A 21633-nucleotide genomic window follows, 5' to 3' on the forward strand; every position below is an offset into this window, starting at 1 on the left:
CCTGAGCTCGCGTTCCGCCGAGGCCGACGGCCCTGCGCTGCCTCCGTCGATGATGGAGCGGGTCACGCTGATCATGGACCTCTTCGAACGTCCCCAGACCCATCTGACGCTCGAAGCGGTGTCCCGCCGGACCCAGCTGCCCCGGTCGACCACGCACCGGATTCTCGACCAGCTGGTCCGGCTGGACTGGCTGCGTCACACCGTGGCCGGATACACCCTGGGTTCGCGCGCGCTCGGCCTGGGGGGCCGGGAGACCGGCCACAGCGCGCTGCGCGCCGCCGCCGCGCCGTACCTGCTGGACCTGGCGGTCAGGACGAGGATGGTCGTCCACCTGGCCGTGCTCGACGGACCGGAGATCTACTACCTGGACAAGGTGGGGGGCCGGGCGGCGGTGGACATCCCGTCGAAGGTGGGCGGCCGGGCGGTCGCACACTGCACCGGACTCGGCAAGGCGATGCTCGCCTGGCTGACCCCGGAGGAGATCGACGCGCGCTGCGCGCCGGTGATGGAGCGCCGCACGCCGCACAGCATCGGCCGCCTCGACCAGCTGCACCGTGAACTCGGCCTGGTACGGCGCCGCAACGGACTGGCGATCGACCGGGGCGAGTGCTTCCCGGACCTCGGGTGTGTCGGCCTCGCGCTGCGCGGGCCCGAGGGTCCGGTCGGGGCGATATCGGTGGTCGGGGACGGCCGCTCCCCGCTGGAGCTCGTGGCCCCGCTGGTGGTCGACGCGGTCCGGGCGGTGTCCGAGGAACTCTTCGAACCCTCGCGTGGCGCGGGCGCCGGGGTTGACCTCAAGTCCGGTTGAGTTTCTAGGCTGGGCGGTGCCGATACCGACCCGCCGGAGAGGAAACGACCGTGAGGACACTGGTGCTCGGAAGGACACCCGCCAGGGTGACGGCTGTACTCGCCACGCTGCACGCGGACGGCTTCGACGCGGAGGGGGTGAGCACCGACGAGGAGGTCCTGAAGCTCCTGGCGACCGAGGAGTTCGGAGTACTGATCATCGGCGGGGGCGTGGGACCCGACTCCCGGGCGGCGATCAAGGAGTTCGCGGCGGAACACCGGGTACGGCACGTCATCGACGGCGCGTTGTCCGAGCCGTTCGACGTCTACGTGCGGCGGGAGTTCGAGCCGCGGATCCGCAAGGCCGCCGCCGAGGGGTGACGGCCGCCGAACGGGTGGGCGACGGGGGCCCACCCGACGGACCTCGCGGTCACGGCACTAGAGCGCCCTGACCTGCTGCGCCTGCGGGCCCTTCGCACCCTGCCCGATGTCGAACTCGACGCGCTGGCCCTCGTCCAGGCTCCGGTAGCCGCTGCCCTGGACCTCCGAGTAGTGCACGAACACGTCAGGGCCGCCGCCGTCCTGCTCGATGAACCCGAACCCCTTCTCCGCGTTGAACCACTTGACGCTGCCCTGAGCCATGCCTGTTTCCCTTGTCTCATTGCCACGACCCGAATCGTCGCGGACCGCGACGATTCCTCCCCTCACGCCGAGACGGCAAACCCCGGTGGGTCACAATCACCCGGATGGTGGGAATCCTGTGACGGTCGGAGCGTGTGCACCGCCCGTCGGCGAGGCCGGTCACCAGGCCGTCCAGCCCCCGTCCACGGTGAGAGTGGTACCGGTGACGAAGCGGGAGGCGTCCGAGGCGAGGAACACCGCGGCGCCGCCCAGTTCCGTGGCGTCGCCCACCCGGCCCAGCGGAGTCCCGCGGACGATCCGCTCGCCCCAGCGGCTGTCCAGCAGTCCGGAGCTGAGGTCGGTGTGGAAGTAACCGGGGGCGAGGGTGTTGACCCGGACCCCGCGATCGGCCCACTCCACGGCCAGCGCCCGGGTCAGGGCCTCCACCCCGCCCTTGCTCGCGGCGTAGGCGGCGATGCGCTCGAAGCCGGTGACGGCGTGCACGGACGAGACGTTGACGATCGAACCCGAGCGCTGCTCCAGCATCACCTTGCCGGCCTCGCGGCAGCAGTAGAAGGTGCCGTCCAGGTTCACGTCGACGACCTGCCGCCAGTCCTTGTCGGTGACCTTCTCGCTGCGGGTGAAGTGCGGGCTGATCCCGGCGCAGTTGACCAGTACGTCCAGCCGGCCCGTCCGTTCGGCGATGCGCTCGACCGTCTCGCGCACGGCGGCCGGGTCGGCGACCGATCCGGGCAGCACCAGCACCTTGCCGCCGTGGTCGGTGAGTTCGGTTTCCAGGGTCTCCAGATCGGAGGCGGTACGCGCGGTCACGGCGACGGTGGCGCCGGCCTGGGAGAGGGCGACGGCGATGGCGCGCCCCAGCCCCTTTCCGGCGCCCGTGACCCAGGCGGTCCTGCCGTCGAGGCGCAGTTCGGTGTTCACGTCGGCCATGGTTCAGCCCTCCGCGGGGACGTCGCGCAGTGTCCGCTTGAGGACCTTGCCCGAGGGCGTGCGGGGCAGTTCGGCGACGAAGTCGAAGCGGGCCGGCACCTTGAACCTGGCCAGCCGGGCGCGGCAGAACTCGCGGAGTTCCTCGGCCCCGGCCTTCGCGTCCGGCCGCAGCACCACGAACGCGCGCGGGACCTCGCCCCAGCGGGGATGCGTCAGTCCGACCACGGCCGCCTCCAGGACGGCGGGGTGCTCGTACAGCACCCGTTCCACCTCGGGCGTGGCGATGTTCTCGCCGCCGGAGACGATCATGTCCTTCTTGCGGTCGTCGATGTAGAGGAAGCCGTCCGCGTCGAGGTGGCCGATGTCCCCGGTGTGGAACCAGCCGTTCCGCAGGGCGGCGGCGGTGGCCTGTTCGTCCCGCCAGTAACCGGCGAAGACCTTCGGGCCGCGCAGGGTGATCTCGCCGAGTTCGCCGGCCGGTGCCTCCGCGCCCTCGTCGTCGACGATCCTGACCCGGGTGTGCGGCACCGGGCGGCCGACCGAGCCCAGTTTGGTCAGGGCGTGGTCACGGTCCAGGAAGGTGTCGCCGGAGACGGTCTCGGTCAGGCCGTAGGCGTCGGCGTACCAGGCGTTGGGGAACGCGGTCATGATGCGGCGCAGCACCGGCTCGGGGGTCTTCTCGCCGCCGCCCAGGATGAAGCGGACCGAGGTGGTGTCGTAGCTGTCGCGGTCGGGGACCTCCAGGACCGCGTTGACCATGGCGGGCGCCAGCCACAGGTTGGTGACGCGGTGCCTCGGGATCGACTCCAGGACCCCCGCCGGGTCGAACCTGCGCTGGAGCACCACGGCGCCGCCCGCGTAGAGGGTCGCCAGGCCGGGCATGTCGAGACCGCCGACGTGGTAGAGCGGGCCGCACACCAGGGTGGTGTCGGCCGCGGTGAGCCCGAAGTGCACGATGTGCGCGAGGTTCTTCGCCTGCAGGTTCCCGTAGGTGATGCGCACGCCCTTGGGCCGTGAGGTGGTGCCGGAGGTGTACATCAGGCGCTGCAGGTCCTCCGTGCCCACGTCCACCGGATCCACGCGGGCGCCCCGGTGGCCGTCGAGCAGCGCCTCGTAGCTCCGCCAGGACCCCTCGGGCGTGCCGCCGACCAGGATCCGGTGCTCCAGGTCCGTCAGGCAGCCGGCACTGCGCTCCATCGCCGGCACGAACTCCGGCTCGGCGATGACGGCCCTGGCCTGGGCGTGGCCCAGGATGTACTGCCACTCCTCCTCGGAGAGCCGGTAGTTGAGCGGCAGGAACACGGCGCCGATCCGGCTCGCCGCGTAGACCAGCTCCAGGAACTCCGGCCGGTTGTAGAGGAGGAGGGCGACGACATCGCCGCGCCGGATGCCGAGTTCGATTAGTCCGGCGGCCAACTGGCCGACCCGTTCGTGCAGCTGACGAACCGTCAGGCTCTGACCCTCCTGGGCGACCGCCACGGCGTCGGGCCGCTGGGTCAGGTGGTAGTCGAGGATGCTCGCGAAATTGTGCACGGCTCACTCTCACTGTGTGGTGTTCGACGACGACCGTGGCTGCCCCGGCTCAAGGGCAACCTGGGTCCCGACCGGTCGGTTGCCCGCACCGAAGATTTAGTGTACCCCTTGGTCTATAAAACTGTTTCCGCACTTTACGACGGTACGAAGGCCTCGACAAGCGCTCCCGCGCCTGCCGGTGCCGGAACCGGCGGGATGTGCTGGAGCCGACGAGGAGGTGCCTGTGCCACGCATCCGCTTCGACCTCGACGGGCCGGTCGTCACGGTCCGCCTGGACAACCCGCCGATGAACGCCTTCGACTCCGTCCAGCGGCAGGAGCTCTCCGCCTGCGTCCGCGAGCTCGCCGACACCCCCGGCGTGCGAGCCGTGGTGCTCTACGGCGGAGAGCGCCTGTTCGCGGCCGGCGCGGACGTGAAGGCACTGGCCGCGATGGGCCCCGAGGAGGTCCGGGGCTGGAACCGCGCCCTGCAGCGGACCTTCGACGAAGTCGCGCGGCTGCCGATGCCGGTCGTCGCGGCCGTCACCGGCTACGCCCTCGGCGGAGGTCTGGAACTGGCTCTCGCCGCCGACTACCGGGTGGCGGCCGACGACGCGCTCCTCGGCCAGCCCGAGGTTCAGCTCGGCATCATGCCGGGCTCGGGCGGCACTCAGCGGCTCACCCGCCTGATCGGCCCGTCCCGCGCGAAGAACCTCCTGATGACCGGCCGCCGGGTGGACGCCGAGGAGGCGCTGCGGCTCGGGCTCGTGGACGAGGTGGTCCCGGCCGCCCGGGTCCTCGACACCGCGCTGGACTACGCCCGCCGGCTCGCCGAGGGACCGGCCGCGGCCCTGGAGGCGATCAAGGAAGCGGTCGACCACGGCGCGGACACGGCCCTCGCCACCGGCCTCAGCCTCGAACGCGCCCTGTTCACCGGCGTGTTCGGCACCGCCGACGCAGCCACCGGCATCCAGTCCTTCCTGGACCACGGCCCAGGGCGGGCCCGCTTCGGAGACACGACACAGGAGCGCCCCTAACTGAGCTGCGCTGTCGCGCCCCCGAAGGGGCGCTGGGGGTACCCCCGGCCGAAGGCTGGGGGAGGAACTGCGCGACCAGCCCCCGGCGCCGCAGCCGACACCACCACATCACCGGCGCATGCACGCGGCGCCAATGCCGTACGACGAACGAAAGGGGTGCCGCCCATGAAGGCACTGCGCTGGCACGGCGCACGGGACCTCCGCCTGGAGGAGGTCCCCGACCCTCCCGAGCCCGGCCCGCACGAGGCGGTCGTGGAGGTCGCCTGGTGCGGAGTCTGCGGCACCGACCTGCACGAGTTCCTGGAGGGCCCGCACATGATCCGCACCGGCCCGCACCCGCTCACCGGCGCCGAGCCGCCGCTCGCCCTCGGCCACGAACTCAGCGGCACCGTGGTCGCCCTCGGCACCGAGGTGCCAGGCATCGCGGTCGGTGACCGGGTGACCGCCGACCCCGTCTGGCGCTGCGGTGTGTGTTTCTGGTGCGCGCGCGGCGAGTACCACATCTGCCCCAGCAGCGGCTCCGTCGGCCTCGCCTCGCCCGGCGGCTTCGCCGACCGCGTCGCCGTACCGATCGCCGGGCTGACCCGGCTGCCGGACAACGTCACCGACGAGATGGCGGCGGTCGCCGAACCGCTGGCCGTCGGTCTGCACGCGGTGACCCGTGCCGGGGTGCGGCCCGGCGACAACGTCCTGGTCGTCGGCGGCGGACCCATCGGCGTCGCCGTCGTCCTCGCGGCCCGGATCGCCGGGGCGGCCGGCCTCTATGTGAGCGAGCCCCTCAAGGAGCGCCGGGAGATGCTGCTCGGCATCGGCGTCACCGAGGCCTTCGACCCGTCGGAGACCGACGTGCGCCGCGAGGTGTTCCTGCGCACCGGCCGGATCGGCCCGGACGCCGTCATCGACGCGACCGGCGTACCCCGGCTCGCCGCCCAGGCCGTCGCCACCGTCCGGCGCGGCGGCCGGGTCGTGCTCGCCGGAGTCGGCCACGGCAGCGTCGAGTTCGACATGGGGCAGCTCGTCTTCTACGAGCGTTCCGTGCTCGGCACGCTCGGCTACAACTTCGACATTCCCCGCGTGATCGACCTGATGAGCACCGGGCGCCTGGACGCCTCGGCACTGGTCACCGGGCGATTTCCGCTCTCCGCGGGAGCCGGGGTCTTCGCGGACCTGGCCGCCGACCGGGCCCGCCACCTCAAGGTTCTGCTGACCCCGAAGGGATGACCGACATGGATTTCGACCTGCCCGAGGAGACCGTCGCCCTCAAGGAGATGGTCCGTGAGTTCGCGGCCAAGGAGATCGCGCCGCACGCGGCCCAGTGGTCGGAGAACGAGGAGTTCCCGACCCAGGTCTTCACCAAGCTCGGTGAACTCGGCCTGATGGGCATGCTGGTGCCCGAGGAGTACGGCGGCGCCGGCTCCGACATGGTCACGTACGTGGCCGTGATGGAGGAACTCGGCGCCGCGGACCAGTCGGTGGCCTCCTCCTGGAACGCCCACTCGACCATCGCCACGCTGCCGCTGCTCGCCTACGGCACCGAGGAGCAGAAGCACCGCTGGCTGGCCCCGCTGGCGGCCGGCGAGGCCATCGGCGCCTTCGGCCTGACCGAACCGGAGGCCGGTTCCGACGCGGCCGGCATCGCCACCACCGCCCGCCGGGCGGACGGCGGCTGGGTGATCAACGGCACCAAGATGTTCATCACCAACGCCGGTACCGACATCAGCCAGGGCGTCACCATCCTCGCCGTGACCGGCCGCAGCGACGAGGGACGCAAGCGGTACGCGACCTTCTACGTCCCGACCGGCACCCCCGGCTACACCGTAGGCCACAAGTTGAAGAAGCTCGGCTGGCACGCCATGGACACCCGTGAACTGGTCTTCGACGGCTGCTTCGTGCCCGACGACCACCTGATCGGTGAGGAGGGCGGCGGCCTGCGTCAGTTCCTCTCCGTCCTCGACAAGGGCCGCATCAGCGTCGCCGCGCTCGGCCTGTCCCTGGCGAAGGCCGCGCTCGGCCTGGCCGTCAAACACGCCACCGAACGGCACCAGTTCGGCCGCCCGCTGTCGGACTTCCAGGCCGTCGGCCACAAGATCGCCGACATGGGCACCGAGCTGGAGGCCGCCCGCTGCCTGGTCTACCGGGCCGCCTGGCTCGCCGACCAGGGGCGCCCGCACAGCACCGCGTCCGCCATGGCCAAGCTCTACGCCTCCGAGGTCGCCAACCGGGCCGCCTCCCAGGCCGTGCAGATACACGGCGGCTACGGTTACGTCCGGGAGTCGGAGATCTCCCGCTTCTACGCCGACGCCAAGATCCTGGAGATCGGCGAGGGCACCAACGAGATCCAGCGCAATGTCATCGCCAGGGCGCTGGTCGGCGAGGCGTGAGCAGGCTCCCGCGGTGTGCGGACGTACACCGCGGGACCGTCCGTCAGCCGGCGGCGGGGACCTGCTCCCACTCGGCCTCGGGGTCGAGCGGAAGACCGGGCCGCTCGCGCTTGAACGCCTCGGCCTGGTCCTCGACCCTCGGCAGGGCGTGGTCCGGCGCGCCGAACCCGCGGAACAGGGTCGCGCAGTACTCCCGGGACAGGAACGGCGCGTCCCACTGCCCCTCCGGCCGCACCCATTGGTAGGTGTGGTTGTGCAGGTTCAGGAACTGCAGGGTGGCGAGGCGCGGCGACGTCTGCCGGAAGACGCCCTGTTCCATGGCCTCCGAGAGCAGCCCGGAGATCAGCTCCTCGAAGTCGGAGCGCTGCCCGAGCAGGGTCTTGAGCTCGTCGCCGCTGAGACTGCGGTAGTCGTGCTCGTAGACCCAGATGTGGTCGAGCCGCCGGAAGATGATCGTCAGCAGCGACTCCGACAGCAGCCGCAGCCGAAGCAGGGGCTCCTCGTCGAGGTCCGCGATCTGGCGGGCACGGGCGAGCAGCGGCCCCATCACCCGGGACTGGATCTCGACCAGCAGGTTCTCCTTGGAGCCGATGTAGTAGTACAGCGCTCCCTTGGCGAGCCCGACCGCGCGACCCAGGTCGTTGATGGAGGTCGCCGCGTACCCCTGCTGTGCGAACAGCGAGGCCGCGATGTCGATGATCTTCTGGCGTCTGACCTCGAAACCCGGTCCATGGCCCGGCGGACGTGGCATGGATTCCTCTCCCCGCGTGATGTGACGACGTGTGGATTGAAACAGGCTCCCGGGCCCGCGTCGAACAGCCTTCGGCACATCCGGGGGAAGCGGACTCCATGGTGTCGTTCCAGTTTGCTAGACCAAACGGTACATTAAAACACGGAATACAGACGGCCCGGCCGTCTGCGTGAGCATTGCGAGGACGCGCATGACCCAGGTACCCCAGCACACCGGCTCCGCCCCGACGGACGACCTCCTGGAAATGTACCGCCGCATGCGGCGCATCCGGCGCTTCGAGGAGCGGGCGTCCGATCTGTACAAGGCGACGGAGATACCCGGCTTCCTGCATCTGTCCATCGGGCAGGAGGCCAGTGCCGTCGGCGCGTGCTGGCCCCTCACCGAGCGCGACGGCATCACCTCCACGCACCGCGGCCACGGCCACGTCCTGGCCAAGGGCCTGGACGCGGCCCCGATGATGGCCGAGCTCATGGGCAAGGACGCCGGTACCAACCGGGGCCGCGGCGGCTCGATGCACATCGCCGACCCCGGCCTCGGCATCTACGGCGCCAACGGCATCGTCGGCGCCGGACTGCCGATCGCCGGGGGAGTCGCCACGGCCGCCAAGCTGCGTGGCCGGGGCGACGTCGTGGTGGCGTTCTTCGGGGACGGCGCGGTCGCCCAGGGCATGTTCCACGAGGCCGTCAACCTGGCCGCCGTATGGGACCTGCCGGTCGTCTTCCTCTGCGAGAACAACCACTACTCCGAGTTCTCGCCGGCCGCCGAACAGCACCGCGCCACCCTCGCCGCCCGCGCCGCCGGGTACGGCATCGGCTACGAGCACGCCGACGGCAACGACGTACTCGCGGTGAAGACGCTGATGACGGACGTGGTGGCACGGCTGCGGGCGGGCGGCGGACCCGTCCTGGTGGAGGCCGAGACCTACCGCTGGCACGGCCACTACGAAGGCGACCCCGAGCGCTACCGCGCCGCCGAGGAGGTCGCGGCCGCCAAGGAACGCGACCCCCTGGTCATCGCGCGCCGGCACCTGGCGGCGGCCGGGGTGGCGACGGCCCTCGTGGACGCCGTCGACGAGGAGATCGACAAGGAGATCGAGGCGGCCGTGGAGTGGGCCCGCAGCCTGCCGGAACCGGCCCCCGAGACGCTGTACGACTTCGTCTCCGCCCCGCGTCCCGCCGTACCGGAGCCCGCCCCCGCCGAGGGGGAGGTCTTCCGCACGATGGACGCCGTACGCCTCGCCCTGGAGCACGAACTCACCGCCGACCCGGACGTGTTCGTCGCCGGCATCGACGTCGGCGCGGGCGGCAACGTCTTCGGCCTCACCCGCGGTCTGGCCCAGGCCTTCCCGGGCCGGGTACGCGACACCCCCATCAGCGAGAGCGCGATCCTCGGCACGGCGGTGGGAGCGGCCATGGCCGGCATGAAGCCGGTCGTCGAGGTCATGTACATGGACTTCATCGGCGTCTGCCTGGACATGCTGCTCAACCAGGCCGCGAAGCTGCGTTTCATGACCGGCGGCCGGGCCGCCATGCCCCTCGTCGTGCGCACCCAGTTCGGCGCGGGCCGCTCCTCAGGCAGCCAGCATTCCCAGTCCCTGGAGGCGCTGCTCGCGCACATCCCCGGGCTGACCGTCGTGATGCCCGCCAACCCGGCCGACACCTACGGCCTGCTGCGCGCCGCCATCCAGGACCCCAACCCGGTGGTCTTCGTGGAGAACCGCCTCCAGTACGGCTTCAAGGGACCCCGCCCGCCGGCCGACCACCTCGTCCCGCTGGGCCGGGCCAAGGTCGTCCGGGAGGGCACCGACATCACGCTGGTCTCCTGGTCGCGGATGGTCCAGGACTCGCTGGCCGCCGCGGAGCTGCTGGCGGCCGAGGGCGTGAGCGTCGAGGTGATCGACCTGCGCACGATCGCCCCGCTGGACCGCGAGACCGTCCTCGCCTCCCTCGCCAAGACCAACCGGCTGGTCATCGCCCACGAGGCGGTACGGGACTTCGGCGTCGGCGCCGAACTGTCGGCGCTCGCCGTCGACGAGGGCTTCTGGCACCTGGACGCGCCCGTCACGCGCGTCGCCCCGCCGCCGATGCCGGCCCCCTACAGCCCCGCGCTGGAACGGCTGTGGCTGCCCTCGCGGGACACCATCGCCGCCACGGTGCGGCGGATCGCGGCGGTGTGACCGGACCGCGTGACGGTACGCCGAAGGGGTGCGCCCCCGGGACCGGATCCCGGGGGCGCACCCCTTCGTGGTGTCCGCCGCCGGCCCGACCTGATCGGCAGGACCATTCACGGGCCGGCGGCGGTCCGGTCGTGACCGTGGATCAGACGGTCGCGACCGGGGTCAGCGGACTGCCCTGGGTGCCGGGCAGGTTCAGCGGGGGAGCGGTGAGCAGGAAGCGGCTGCGGTTGTGCTCGCGCAGCCACGCCGCCAGGTCGTGCAGGTACCACAGCTCGCCGAGCGGGACGCCCAGCTTGAACAGGCACAGGTGGTGGATGGGGAGCAGGGTGTGGCGGCCCTGGGCCTGTGTGACGCCCACACCCTCGACCGCGTAGTTGTCGGAGATCAGCGCCGACATCTGCGAGTCGGCGATCCACTTGAGGATGTCCGGGTCGTCCGCGTCGAGGTACGCGGCGGTCTGGTGGATCGCCACCGGGTCCGGGTTCTTGTTCCAGGCGAGCACCTGGGTGGCGAAACCGGTGTGCAGCAGCACCATGTCTCCGGGCTCCACGGTCACGTTGTCCGCGGCCATGATCTCCTGGAGCTGCTTGTAGCTGACGGCCTGGTAACCGGTGCCCAGGTGGTGCGCGATGTCGATGAGGACACCGCGGCCCTGGACGCCGTGCTCGGCCATCTTCTCCAGGCCGAGGTGGCGGGCGAAGCTGACGCTTCCGCTGCCGTCGCCCTTGGCGTCCTCCTGAGGTCCCACCAGGTCGGTGCCGGGGCGGAAGCCGTTGTAGTAGACCGGCTCGGCCTCGCCGTCGCCGTCGGCGTCGAACTCGGCGCCCTGGTGGGCGAGGGAGTCCCACTGGGTGGAGTACTGCAGCCAGAGGGTCACCACGTCGTCGGACCAGACGTCGATCAGGGACGGGTCGATCTGGTCGCGCGCGACGACGTTGTAGAAGACGTCCTGGTTGTGCGCGAGGTCCTCGGTGGGCTTCAGGATCGGCGGGTACCGCCGCTGGTTCAGAGCGGTGCCGCCGGGGTAGTCCAGCGGCAGGCTCAGGCTGAAGGTGACCCCGTGCTCCACCTCGCGCACGCCCTGGAGCACCTTCTCGGCGGTCAGCAGGTTGATGCGCCCGAGTTCGTCGTCCTCGCCGAAATCGCCCCACGTCGATCCCGGCGGCCGCTGCTTCCAACGCTTCGTCACGATAAAAACGCCTCCTTAGACGACGGTCCCCGTCGACGGTCGTGGCCGCATGCTATTTGCAATGTACCGATCGGTCAACAAGTCTGACAGCTTGCAATTCAGGACTTCATATCGCCTGCGAGGATCAATAGACTGACTGGTCGAAACGTCTAGCACTTGGAGGGGCAATGAGCGAATCCACACAGGTGTGGGTCGCGGCCGGGGTCCGTGCCGTGATCGGCGCGCACACCCAGGCCCAGGACGCCGGCCGCACCGACGACATCGTCGCGCTGTACGCGCCCGACGGGATCCTGGAGCTGCCGGGCATGGACCCGGTGCAGGGGCACGACGCCCTGCGCGAGACCTTCAAGGGCTGGGCTCCCACGCAGCCGCAGCTGCACCTCGTGGGCAACACCGTCGTCACCGCCTCCGGGCCCGACGAGGCGACCGCGTCCAGCGACGTCGTCTTCCACCTGCGGGGCGATTCGGGCTGGGCGCCGCAGGTCGTCGGCCACTACGAGGACACCCTGCGGCACGTCGACGGCACCTGGCTGATCCAGCGGCGCGTGACCACCTTCCAGGCGTAGACCGCCCCGTCCGTTCCAACTCTTCCGCCACTGCTGAGAGAAGAAGACACATGACCATCTCCACCGAAGCCGCCCTGGCCGGCGTGCAGTCCGTCATCGCGGCCTACGCGCACGCCGTCGACGCGGGCGACGCCGGCAGCGTCGCCGACCTGTTCACGGAGGACGGCGTCTCCGAGATCGCCGGTCAGGGCACCTTCGCGGGCCGTGAGACGATCCGCGAGACCTACGGCGCCTTCAAGCCGCAGACCCCGCAACTGCACCTCGTCGGCAACACCATCCTCACCTCACCCCCCGGCGAGGAGGTGACGGCCACCAGCAACCTGGTGTTCTTCGCCCGCGGAGAAGAGGGCTGGGCCGTCCAGCTCGTCGGCAGCTACGAGGACACGGTGGTCCTCGTGGACGGGGCGTGGAAGTTCCGCAAGCGGATCACGTCCTTCAAGTAACCGGGCCGAACAACCCGGCACGACCGAGCGCCCGTGCCGCTGGTCCCGTCACATGACGGGACCAGCGGCACGGGCGCCGGTGTGTTCAGCCCCGCTGCTCCGCCTTGGCGAAGGAGAACGCGGGGAAGCCGTTCGCGACGGACTCGTTGATCAGCTCCTGGAGCTTCCACCGGCCGGTCGGGTTCAGCAGCTGCTTGATCGCCTTGCCCGGGATGTTCGCCCCGTAGAAGTAACTGCTCTTGAGGAAGGAGGACTGGCTCTCGCTGCCGTTGACCAGGTTCGTCCACTCCTCCTCCGCGGCCGCGGTGACCGCGACGACGTCGTGGCCGTGGTCGCGCGCGTGCGCGAGCACGTCCATCACGTAGTCGACCTGGTCGCCGGAGTAGCGCGGGTTGTTGCCGAGCGCGCCGTGCGGTCCGCCGGGGAAGAAGAAGTTCGGGAAGCCGGCGGTCACGACGCCGAGGTACGTCGACGGACCGTCCGCCCAGTACTCCTTGAGCGGGAGCCCGTCGCGGCCCTGCACGCCCAGCCGGTTCAGGGCGCCGGTGCCGAAGTCGTAGCCGGTGGCCCAGATGATGATGTCGACCTCGTGCACGCCCTCCGAGGTCTCGATGCCGGTCTCGGTGATGCGGATGATCGGCGTCTCGTTGATGTCGACGAGGTGGACGTTCGGCTTGTTGTACGCCTCGTAGTAGCCGGTGCCGAACGGGGGCCGCCGGCCGCCGTAGCCGTGCCCCTTGGGGATGAGCTTCTCGGCCGTCGCCGGATCCTTGACGATGGAACGGATCTTGGCGGCGATGAACTCGCAGAACTCCTGGTTGACCGTGGGGTTGGTGGTCATGTCGTAGTAGTGCTCGGAGAGCTTGGTGAAGCCGGGGCTGTTCCACTTCTGCTCGTAGAACTCCTGCCGTTGCTCCGGAGTGTCCTCCAGACCCGAGCGCATGGTGATCTGGTGCAGGAACCCGCTCACCGAGGTGTTCAGCGTGTCGCGGATGGACTCGAAGCTGGCCTTCAGGTCCGCCTGCTCCTCGGGTGTGATCGGCCGGTTGTTCAGCGGCGTGAGCCAGTCGGCGACCTTCTGGTACACCGTGATGGAGGCCACCTCGTCGGCGATCGCCGGGACGATCTGCACCCCGCTGGAACCGGTGCCGATCTGGGCCACCCGCTTGCCGGCGAAGTCCACCGGCGTCTTCGGCCACCGTCCGGTGTGGTGCTGCTCGCCGCGGAAGTCCGCACGCCCGGGGATGTCCGGGATGAACGGCACCGAGAGGATGCCGGTCGCCGCGACCACGAAGCGCGCCCGGCGTTCCGTGCCGTCCTCCGTCCGGACGGTCCAGGTGCCCGACGGCTCGTCCCAGACGGCCGAGGTCACCTTGGCGCCGAAGGAGATGTGCCGGCGCAGGTCGAACCGGTCGACCACGTGGTTGAAGTACCGCTCGATCTCCGGCTGGCCGGCGAAGTGCTCCGACCACTCCCACTCCTCCCACAGCTCCTTGGAGAACAGGTAGCCGTAGGTGTAGCTCTCGGAGTCGAAGCGGGCCTGGGGGTAGCGGTTCCAGTACCAGGTGCCGCCCACACCGGTGCCGGCCTCGATCAGCTGCGCCGAGAAGCCGGCCTCGCGGGCCCGGTAGAGCTGGTAGATGCCGGTGACACCGGCGCCGATCACCAGTACGTCGACGACGCCGGCGCCCTGCTCCGGTGCCTGTGCGTGCGCGCCGGGCGCCGCTTCCGGCGCCTTCGTCGATTCGCTCATCTGCCCTCCAACGTGACAGGGGCCGCTGCTCCCGCGTGCGCCTTGAATGATGTTTCGACCAGTCGGTCGAATATTCAGGCCGAGCGTAGGGGAGGGGGTGGGCCCGATCAATGGTCTGGGGTCGCGGGTTTTCGGCTCCCCCGGGGATCTCGCCGCGCGGTGGGCTCGGTCCGCGGTGCGGACGACCGGATCGGCGTGATGGATTGATTGTACCGACCGTTTGAATTAACTTTCGCTCAGGCGAACCGCACAATGTCGTGGCAGAGGAGTCGCACATGACGACCGAGGACGTCCAGGAACCCACCGCGGCGGGGTCCGGGACCACCGCCGATCTGCGAGCCGCCGGCTGGAAGGCCATGCGCGCGGCCCTGCCCGGCGTCTTCCCGGAGGGAGAGGTCGACCTCCGGGACGGCCGTCTCGGGGAGGAACTGGTCGACATCGGTCTGACCAGCGTCTGGGGCGCGATTTGGGCCCGCGAGGGGCTCGCACCCCGGGATCGCAGCCTGGTCACCCTCGGCCTCCTGATCGCGCTGGGTGCCGAGACCGAGCTGAAGACGCACGTCCGGGTCGCACTGACCAACGGACTGACCAAGGACGAGATCGCCGAGGTCATCTACCACTCCGCCGGCTACGCGGGCTTCCCCCGCGCGGTGGGGGCCCGCACCGCGGCGCGCGAGGCGCTGGGCGAGTGACGGGCGCCGTACGGCATCCGCGCCAGGCACACCTCCCGCACCAGGCACACAAGGAGCACGCATGACCCTGCAAGGAAAGGTCGCGGTCGTCACCGGCGGCGCCCGCGGAATCGGACGGGCGATCGCGGTCGTCCTCGCCTCGCGCGGCGCGGCGGTCGCCGTCTGGGACCTGAACGCCGAAGGCGCGGAGAAGACCGTGGCCGAGATCCAGGAGGCGGGCGGCACGGCGATCGCCGTGGCCGGCGACGCCGCCGACGCCACGGCCGTCGCCGCCGCGGCGGCCCGGACCCGCGAGGAGCTGGGCCCCGTCACGATCCTCGTCAACAACGCCGGGACCACCGCCTACATACCCTTCACCGGCATCACCGAGGCCGCCTGGGACCGCATGATCGGCATCAACCTCAAGGGGCCGTTCCTGGTCACCAGGGAACTGGTGCCGGACATGCTGGCGGCCGGCTGGGGGCGGATCGTCAACATCTCGTCCTCGTCCGCGCAGACCGGCGCCCCCGCCATGGCCCACTACGCGGCCTCCAAGGGTGGCGTCATCGGCCTCACCCGGGCCCTCGCGATCGAGTACGCCGACAAGGGCATCACCGTCAACCACGTCCCGCCGGGCTTCATCGACACCCCGCTGGTGCGCGAGGGCCCGGTCGACGTCGAGGCGGCCGCGGCGACCATGCCCATGAAGCGGGCCGGGCAGCCCGAGGACATCGCCTACGCGGTGGCCTACCTCGCCTCCGAGGAGGCCGGTTACGTGACCGGCCAGAGCCTCAGCGCCAACGGCGGACGCTACCTGCTCTGAGCGTCGCCGCTCCGCCACCGGAGCGTTCGCGGTGTTCGTCGGGCCTCGCGGGCCGGGCGCCGCCCTTCGCGCGAGGCCTCGACCGGAGGCCGGGGGCCGCGTCCTTATGCGGACCGAATTGATTATGGCGACCGGTCGGTCTATTTTTCAGAGACGGAACCGCACCAAAGACCCAAACGGAGTCACGCATGACGATCGACGGCATCACCAGGGGGAACACGGCCGGCGAGGTGCTCGCATGACGGCCCCCGACCGCGTGCTGGTGGTGGGCGCCTCCGCGTCCGGACTGACCACCGCGGAGGCGCTGCGGCGCAAGGGGTACACCGGCGCCCTCACGGTGCTCGGCGACGAGCCGCACGTACCGTACGACCGGCCCCCGCTGTCCAAGCAGGTGCTCGCCGGGGAGTGGGAACCCGACCGGGCGGCGCTGCGCACCGAGGACGTCCTGTCGGCGCTGGATGCCGAGTTCGTGCTCGGCGACCCGGCCGTCGCGCTGGACCCGGCGACCCGCACCGTGCGCACCGACTCCGGCCGTGAGTCGACCGCCGACGCCGTCGTGATCGCCACCGGCGTACGAGCGCGGCGGCTGCCCGGTCAGGACGCGCTCGCCGGGGTGCACGTGCTGCGCACCCTCGACGACGCACTGGCCCTGCGGGGGGACCTGCTGGCCGGCCGACGGCTGGTGGTCGTCGGCGAAGGCGTCCTCGGCTCCGAGATCGCGGCCACCGCCTGCAAGCTCGGCCTGGACGTCACCCTGACCGGCCCCCTCGACGCGCCCATGGCCCTGCAGGTGGGCCCGCTGGTCTCCGGCGTCCTCGCCGGCCTGCACGCCGAACGCGGCGTCCGGCTGCGCCTGGGCAACGGCGTCACCGGGCTCACCGACGACGGCGCGGGCCGGGTGGCGGGCGTACGGCTCGGCGGCGGCGAGACGCTGCCGGCCGACGTGGTCGTCGTCGCCATCGGCGCCACCCCGGCGACGGACTGGCTCGCGGACAGCGGACTGAGCCTGGACAACGGCGTGGTCTGCGACGCCCGTTGCCGGGCCGCGGACGGCGTCTACGCCGTCGGCGACGTGGCCCGCTGGCACCACGAGCGGCTCGGCCGTCCGGTCCGCCTGGAGAACCGTACGAACGCCACCGAACAGGCCATGGCGGTGGCCGCGGCGATCCTCGGCGATGACCGGCCGTACACGCCGGTCCCGTACTTCTGGACGGACCAGTTCGACGCCAAGCTCCAGGTGCACGGCTTCCTGCCGCCCGAGGCCGAAGTGGACGTCGTCGAGGGCGACCTGACGGCCCGGCGCTTCGTCGCCCGGTACCGGCTGGACGGCGTCGTCACCGGCGTCCTCGGCTGGAACATGCCCAAGCAGGCCCGGATGCGCCGACAGGAGATCGTCGACGCCTTCCGGGCCCCCACCCCCACCCCCTGAGCGATCTGGAGAAACCCATGAAGGTTGTCGTCGACGAGGAGAAGTGCGTCGCGGCCGGACAGTGCGTGGCCGCCGCCATGGACGTGTTCGACCAGCGCGAGGACGACGGCATCGTCGTCGTGCTCAACGAGAACCCGCCGGCGGAACTGGCCGACGAGGTCCGCAACGCGGCCGCGGTCTGCCCGGCGCTGGCCATCCGCATCGAGGAGTAGCCGTCCCGGACCGGCTCCTTCCCCCCACCCCATCACCGTAGGAGAACCCATGGCCGAGGCAGAGGCCCGAACCGCCCCCGACGAGCAGGTCTACCACTACCAGGACGACCGGGACGCCAAGTGCCCCTTCGCCCCGCCACCCGGACTGCGCGCCCTGAACGAGACCGGCCCGGTCTCGCGGGGCCGGATCTGGGACGGCAGCACCCCCTGGCTGGTCACCGGACATGCAGCGCAGCGCGCCATCCTGTCCGACCCCCGGGTCAGTTCGGACGACAAGCAGGCCGGGTTCCCCTACCCGAACCGGGCGATGGCGGAGACGGCGCACCTCCACCCGCTCACCATCTTCAACGCGGACGGCGCCGACCACACGCGGATCCGCCGCATGATGACGCGGCCCTTCACCCGCCCCCGGATGGAGGCGCTGCGCCCGGAGATCCAGCGGATCACCGACGACCTCATCGACAAGATGCTCGCGGGCCCCAAACCGGTGGACCTGGTGCACGCGCTGTCGCTCCCGCTGCCCTCGCTGATGATCTGCGCGTTGCTCGGAGTGCCGTACTCCGACCACGAGTTCTTCCACGAGCACGCGTCCTTCGCCACCCGCAGCGACAAGACCACCGAGGAGCAGAACCGCGCCAACGAGGCGCTGGGCGGCTACCTGGCGGCACTCCTCCAGAAGAAGATGGCGGAGCCCGGCGAGGACGTGCTCTCGGACTTCGCCGCGCGCATCAAGGACGGCGACCTCACCCTTCCCGAGGCGACCCTGCTCTCCATGATCCTGCTGATCGCCGGTCACGAGACCAGCGCGACCATGATCACGGTGGGTACGGCGCTGCTCATGGACAATCCCGAGCAACTGGCCAGGCTGCGGGAGATCGAGGACACCAGGGACGCGGCGCCCGCCGTCGAGGAGATCCTGCGCTATCTGACCGTCGCCCAGTTCGGTCAGCGCCGGATCGCCGCCGAGGACTTCGAGTTCGAGGGCGCCGAGATCAAGGCCGGGGACGGCATCGTCGTGCCGCTGCCCGCCGGCAACTGGGACCCGCAGGCGTTCCCCGAGCCGGAGAAGCTCGATCTCACCCGGGACTCCCGCCATCACCACGCCTTCGGCTGGGGCATCCACCAGTGTCTCGGCCAGCAGCTCGCCCGGATCGAACTCCAGGTCGTCTACGGCACCCTCTACCGGCGCATCCCGACCCTGCGCCTCGCCGTCGACCGGGACGAACTGGACTTCCGGCCGTCCGACGCGCTCGCCTTCGGCATCAGCGAGCTGCCGGTCACCTGGTAGCCGGGGCGCCGGCAAGGCCTCGCACCAACCGCCGGTTCCGGCCGCCCGGACGGGACCGGCGTTCCGTATCCCGCACGCAACCTCCGCACAACAGGAGTCAGGCATGAGCAAGTTGAGCTTCGAAGGACGCGTCGCCGTGGTCACCGGCGCGGGTCGTGGCATCGGCCGGGCCCATGCCCGTCTCCTGGCGGCGCGCGGGGCGAAGGTCGTCGTCAACGACCTGGGCGGCTCCATGGAGGGCGACGGCTCGGACGCCGGTCCCGCGCAGCAGGCCGTCGACGAGATCACGGCGGCGGGCGGCGAGGCCGTCGCCGACACCCACGACGTCTCCACCGAGACCGGCGGCCAGGCCATCATCGACACCGCGATCGAGCACTTCGGCCGCATCGACATCCTGGTCAACAACGCCGGGATCATCCGGTACGCGGGCCTGCCCGACATCGACGCGGAGAACCTCCAGCGCCACCTCGCCGTGCACCTCGTGGGCTCGTTCAACACGATGCGCGCCGCCTGGCCGCACTTCGTGGAGCAACGGTACGGCCGGGTCGTCCTGACCACCTCCAGCGGCATGTTCGGCATGGACAACAATTTGTCCTACGCGGCCGCCAAGGCCGGCACGGTCGGCATGGCCCGCAGCGCGAAGCTGGCCGGCGAGCCGCACAACATCAAGGTCAACCTGATCGCGCCGGCCGCGATGACCCGGATGGGCGGCGGCCCCGAGGAGGAACCGGCCGAGGCCGCCCCGGGCATGCCGTACATGCCGTCCGACGCCGTGGCGCCCATGGTCGCCTACCTCGCGCACGAGAGCTGCCCGGTCAGCGGCGAGATCTACACCGCCGGCGCGGGCCGCTTCGCGCGCCTGTTCCTCGCCTCCACGGAGGGCTACACCCACCCGGGCGGTGACGTGGCCTCGGTCGAGGACGTGGCCGCGAACTGGGAGGCCGTCAACGACGAGAAGGGCTACTACGTCCCCTCCGACCTGATGGCGTGGTCGGGGGCCTTCCTCAAGCACCAGCTCGGGCAGCTCGGGGCGGGGGCCGTGGACGCGTGAGCCACGCCGCCGCCCGGTGACGTTCTGCTGACACCGGCTTTCTGCGCTTTTCTGATCCTTTATGATCTCTTTCGATGCCGTGCGAACTTTGTTGTTCGCACGGCATTTCTCTGTGTTGGCTCGGAAGTTTCCGTCTCGTCGAATTTCTCCGGTCCGGAGGATTGATTGTACCGACCGTTAGGTCTACGTTACGTGCGAAGCCGGGCGGCGCCGCAGCCGCGACGTCCCTACCGGCGTGTCCCCGCACTTCCCACGGGCCGACGAGATTCGTCGGCGACCCGGATCGGCCCGCTCACCGCTGTGCCGTCCGATCTCCCCTCCGGCAAGGCGCATCAGGCCGTGTCTGTCCGCGGCGGCTTCCCGCGCCCCCGACCGTCCACGGAAGGCCCTCATGTCCCAGACGCAGACCGTTCCGCCTCAGGCGGACGACAGATCCCGCTCCACCACACGCAACGTGCTCGTCGTCGTCGCGCTGTTGTGGACGGTCCAACTGGTGTCGCTCGTCGCGGCTCTGTCCGGCATCGCCCAGGCCGACGTCGCGATCCACTTCCGGACCACCCAGATCGCCTGGTTCACCCTGATGACCCTGCTGACAGGGACTTTCTTCCTGCCGTTCATGATCAAGGGCGCCGCACTGTTCGGGAAGAAGCGCGTCCTGCTCGTCGCCACCGGCCTGGGCTTCGCCGGCGACCTGCTCGCCGCCGTCGCCACCGACTACCGCACCCTGCTGATCGGACGCGGACTCGCCGGCGTCTACGCGGCCACGATGCCCATCGGGTACGCCATCACGCGCGACATCTTCCCGCGCCGCTGGGTCGGCATCGCCAGCGGCATTCTCGCCGGCGGGGTCGGCCTGGTCGCCTTCGGGGGACCGTTCCTGGCCGGCCGGCTGCTGGACGACTACGGCTTCCGCGGTGTGCTGTGGTTCATGGCCGTCAGCACCGCCGTCAGCTTCGTGATGGTCGCCGTCCTCGTCCCGGAGAGCCCGGTCCGGCAGAACGCCGGCCGCATGGACTGGACCGGCGGACTCCTCCTCGGCGCCGGGGTCACCGGGCTCGTGTACGCGGTCGGGGAGGGCGCCGACTGGGGCTGGGGGAGCGGGAAGTTCATCGGCTACGTCGCGGGCGCGGTGGCCGCGCTGATCGCCTTCCTGATCGTCGAGCGCCGGGTGGCCGAGCCGCTGTTCCCGCCGGCCATGACGCGCCGTCGGCCCGTGTGGACCGTGCTGCTGGCCACCTCCGTGGCGGCCGGCTCGCTCAGCGCCGTCGGCGTGGTCATCCAGCTGCTGGTGCTGATGCCGAACATCCCGCACGTCTCCGAGGGCCTCGGCTGGTCCGGCACCCACAACGCCATCGTCACCAGCCCGATCAGCGCGATGATCATCGTGGGCGCCGTGGGCACCGGCTGGATCGCCCGCCGGGTGGACGCCCGGATCCTGCTGGCCGCCGGCGCCGCGCTCACCGTCGTCGGCTACGCCCTCGCCACGCACTTCCACGAGAACGGCCCGCAGATCGTGAGCTGGGGCGTGGCCGCAGGCCTCGGCACCGGCATGGTCGTCGCCGTCGTGCCCATCATGATCATCGAGGTGGTGACGCCCGCCGAGCAGGCTCTCGCCAACGGCGCCCAGAACCTCGCCCAGGGTGTCGCCCAGATCGTCGTCTCCCAGCTGGCCTTCGTGGTCATGGCCCAGCATGGAGTGGTCCTCAAGGGCACCCAGTTCTACCTCGACCAGGGCTTCGTCAACGGGCTCTGGCTCGTCGTCGGATGCGTGGCCCTCGGGATGCTGCTCGTCGCGCTCGTGCCGAGGCGTGCCCGCCTCGACGAGGCCGTCGAGTCCCCGGTCGTGCAGGCGGCCTGACGGGGGGTCGGTCCCATCGGGCGGGGGCTGCCGGCCGGTGGCCGGCAGCCCCCGGCGCGGTCCGGGCCCCGTGTGGTGGAGCGGGCTACACCATGGTTCGGGGAGCCCGCTTACTCGTGACGGCGGTCGCGCCACG

21 protein-coding genes are annotated in these 21633 nt (G+C 70.9%); 15 read left to right on the forward strand and 6 right to left on the reverse strand.

What is annotated here, in order from left to right; translation table 11 throughout:
- Nucleotides 1-49 precede the first annotated feature (49 nt).
- A complete protein-coding gene (locus tag OHB00_RS46665; protein ID WP_406446300.1) occupies nt 50-808 on the forward strand; it encodes an IclR family transcriptional regulator in 759 nt (252 codons plus the stop codon).
- A gap of 50 nt (nt 809-858) precedes the next feature.
- Complete coding sequence (locus OHB00_RS46670; protein ID WP_406444503.1) at nt 859-1167, forward strand: hypothetical protein; 309 nt, start codon at nt 859-861, stop codon at nt 1165-1167.
- A gap of 57 nt (nt 1168-1224) precedes the next feature.
- Here the strand turns inward: OHB00_RS46670 and OHB00_RS46675 are convergent, their stop codons facing one another.
- The 3 genes from OHB00_RS46675 to OHB00_RS46685 form a co-directional block, all read right to left on the reverse strand.
- Nucleotides 1225-1428, reverse strand: coding sequence for a cold-shock protein (locus OHB00_RS46675; RefSeq protein ID WP_406444505.1), 204 nt, complete (start codon nt 1426-1428; stop codon nt 1225-1227).
- A 159-nt stretch (nt 1429-1587) separates the two neighbouring features.
- A complete protein-coding gene (locus OHB00_RS46680) occupies nt 1588-2358 on the reverse strand; it encodes an SDR family NAD(P)-dependent oxidoreductase (protein ID WP_406444507.1) in 771 nt (256 codons plus the stop codon).
- Nucleotides 2359-2361: 3 nt separating this feature from the next.
- A complete protein-coding gene (locus OHB00_RS46685; protein ID WP_406444509.1) occupies nt 2362-3891 on the reverse strand; it encodes an acyl-CoA synthetase in 1530 nt (509 codons plus the stop codon).
- 223 nt (nt 3892-4114) lie between these two features.
- On the opposite strand from OHB00_RS46685, the gene OHB00_RS46690 reads away from it, so the two are divergent.
- The 3 genes from OHB00_RS46690 (at nt 4115) to OHB00_RS46700 (ending at nt 7287) form a co-directional block, all read left to right on the forward strand.
- A complete protein-coding gene (locus OHB00_RS46690) occupies nt 4115-4906 on the forward strand; it encodes an enoyl-CoA hydratase/isomerase family protein (protein ID WP_406444511.1) in 792 nt (263 codons plus the stop codon).
- A gap of 165 nt (nt 4907-5071) precedes the next feature.
- On the forward strand, nt 5072-6127 hold the full coding sequence (locus tag OHB00_RS46695; protein WP_406444513.1) for a 2,3-butanediol dehydrogenase: 1056 nt from the start codon (nt 5072-5074) through the stop codon (nt 6125-6127).
- On the forward strand, nt 6124-7287 hold the full coding sequence (locus OHB00_RS46700; RefSeq protein ID WP_406444515.1) for an acyl-CoA dehydrogenase family protein: 1164 nt from the start codon (nt 6124-6126) through the stop codon (nt 7285-7287). The genes OHB00_RS46695 and OHB00_RS46700 overlap by 4 nt, the downstream gene beginning before the upstream one ends.
- A 43-nt stretch (nt 7288-7330) precedes the next feature.
- On the opposite strand, the gene OHB00_RS46705 is transcribed toward OHB00_RS46700, so the two are convergent.
- Nucleotides 7331-8038 (reverse strand): TetR/AcrR family transcriptional regulator, encoded by a 708-nt coding sequence (locus OHB00_RS46705; RefSeq protein ID WP_406444517.1) that lies wholly within the window; start codon nt 8036-8038, stop codon nt 7331-7333.
- Between the two features lie 190 nt (nt 8039-8228).
- On the opposite strand from OHB00_RS46705, the gene OHB00_RS46710 reads away from it, so the two are divergent.
- Complete coding sequence (locus tag OHB00_RS46710; protein ID WP_406444519.1) at nt 8229-10214, forward strand: pyruvate dehydrogenase complex E1 component subunit beta; 1986 nt, start codon at nt 8229-8231, stop codon at nt 10212-10214.
- Nucleotides 10215-10356: 142 nt separating this feature from the next.
- Here the strand turns inward: OHB00_RS46710 and OHB00_RS46715 are convergent, their stop codons facing one another.
- Nucleotides 10357-11403, reverse strand: a complete 1047-nt coding sequence (locus tag OHB00_RS46715) for a cyclase family protein (protein ID WP_406444521.1) — start codon at nt 11401-11403, stop codon at nt 10357-10359.
- 167 nt (nt 11404-11570) lie between these two features.
- Between OHB00_RS46715 and OHB00_RS46720 the strand changes: the two genes are divergently transcribed.
- Together OHB00_RS46720 and OHB00_RS46725 are read left to right on the forward strand one after the other, a co-directional pair.
- Nucleotides 11571-11969, forward strand: coding sequence for a nuclear transport factor 2 family protein (locus tag OHB00_RS46720; protein WP_406444523.1), 399 nt, complete (start codon nt 11571-11573; stop codon nt 11967-11969).
- Nucleotides 11970-12019: 50 nt separating this feature from the next.
- A complete protein-coding gene (locus tag OHB00_RS46725) occupies nt 12020-12412 on the forward strand; it encodes a nuclear transport factor 2 family protein (protein ID WP_406444525.1) in 393 nt (130 codons plus the stop codon).
- Between the two features lie 85 nt (nt 12413-12497).
- Here the strand turns inward: OHB00_RS46725 and OHB00_RS46730 are convergent, their stop codons facing one another.
- On the reverse strand, nt 12498-14165 hold the full coding sequence (locus OHB00_RS46730; protein WP_406444527.1) for a flavin-containing monooxygenase: 1668 nt from the start codon (nt 14163-14165) through the stop codon (nt 12498-12500).
- A gap of 275 nt (nt 14166-14440) precedes the next feature.
- Here OHB00_RS46730 and OHB00_RS46735 point away from each other — a divergent pair, with 275 nt between their 5' ends.
- The 7 genes from OHB00_RS46735 (at nt 14441) to OHB00_RS46765 (ending at nt 21497) form a co-directional block, all read left to right on the forward strand.
- Nucleotides 14441-14857, forward strand: a complete 417-nt coding sequence (locus OHB00_RS46735) for a carboxymuconolactone decarboxylase family protein (RefSeq protein WP_406444529.1) — start codon at nt 14441-14443, stop codon at nt 14855-14857.
- Between the two features lie 61 nt (nt 14858-14918).
- Nucleotides 14919-15659 (forward strand): SDR family NAD(P)-dependent oxidoreductase, encoded by a 741-nt coding sequence (locus tag OHB00_RS46740; protein ID WP_406444531.1) that lies wholly within the window; start codon nt 14919-14921, stop codon nt 15657-15659.
- Between the two features lie 238 nt (nt 15660-15897).
- Complete coding sequence (locus tag OHB00_RS46745; protein WP_406444533.1) at nt 15898-17088, forward strand: NAD(P)/FAD-dependent oxidoreductase; 1191 nt, start codon at nt 15898-15900, stop codon at nt 17086-17088.
- Nucleotides 17089-17105: 17 nt separating this feature from the next.
- Nucleotides 17106-17300 carry a ferredoxin gene (locus tag OHB00_RS46750; RefSeq protein ID WP_266423071.1) on the forward strand — a complete coding sequence of 65 codons (195 nt, stop codon included), beginning with the start codon at nt 17106-17108 and terminating at the stop codon, nt 17298-17300.
- A 49-nt stretch (nt 17301-17349) separates the two neighbouring features.
- Nucleotides 17350-18588: a cytochrome P450 gene (locus tag OHB00_RS46755; RefSeq protein WP_406444536.1), complete on the forward strand. Its 1239-nt coding sequence runs from the start codon at nt 17350-17352 to the stop codon at nt 18586-18588.
- 103 nt (nt 18589-18691) lie between these two features.
- Complete coding sequence (locus tag OHB00_RS46760; RefSeq protein WP_406444538.1) at nt 18692-19639, forward strand: SDR family NAD(P)-dependent oxidoreductase; 948 nt, start codon at nt 18692-18694, stop codon at nt 19637-19639.
- Between the two features lie 391 nt (nt 19640-20030).
- On the forward strand, nt 20031-21497 hold the full coding sequence (locus OHB00_RS46765) for an MFS transporter (protein WP_406444540.1): 1467 nt from the start codon (nt 20031-20033) through the stop codon (nt 21495-21497).
- The last annotated feature ends 136 nt before the right edge of the window (nt 21498-21633 follow it).

Source organism: Streptomyces sp. NBC_00631, assembly GCF_045206895.1.
Taxonomy (GTDB): Bacteria; Actinomycetota; Actinomycetes; order Streptomycetales; family Streptomycetaceae; genus Streptomyces.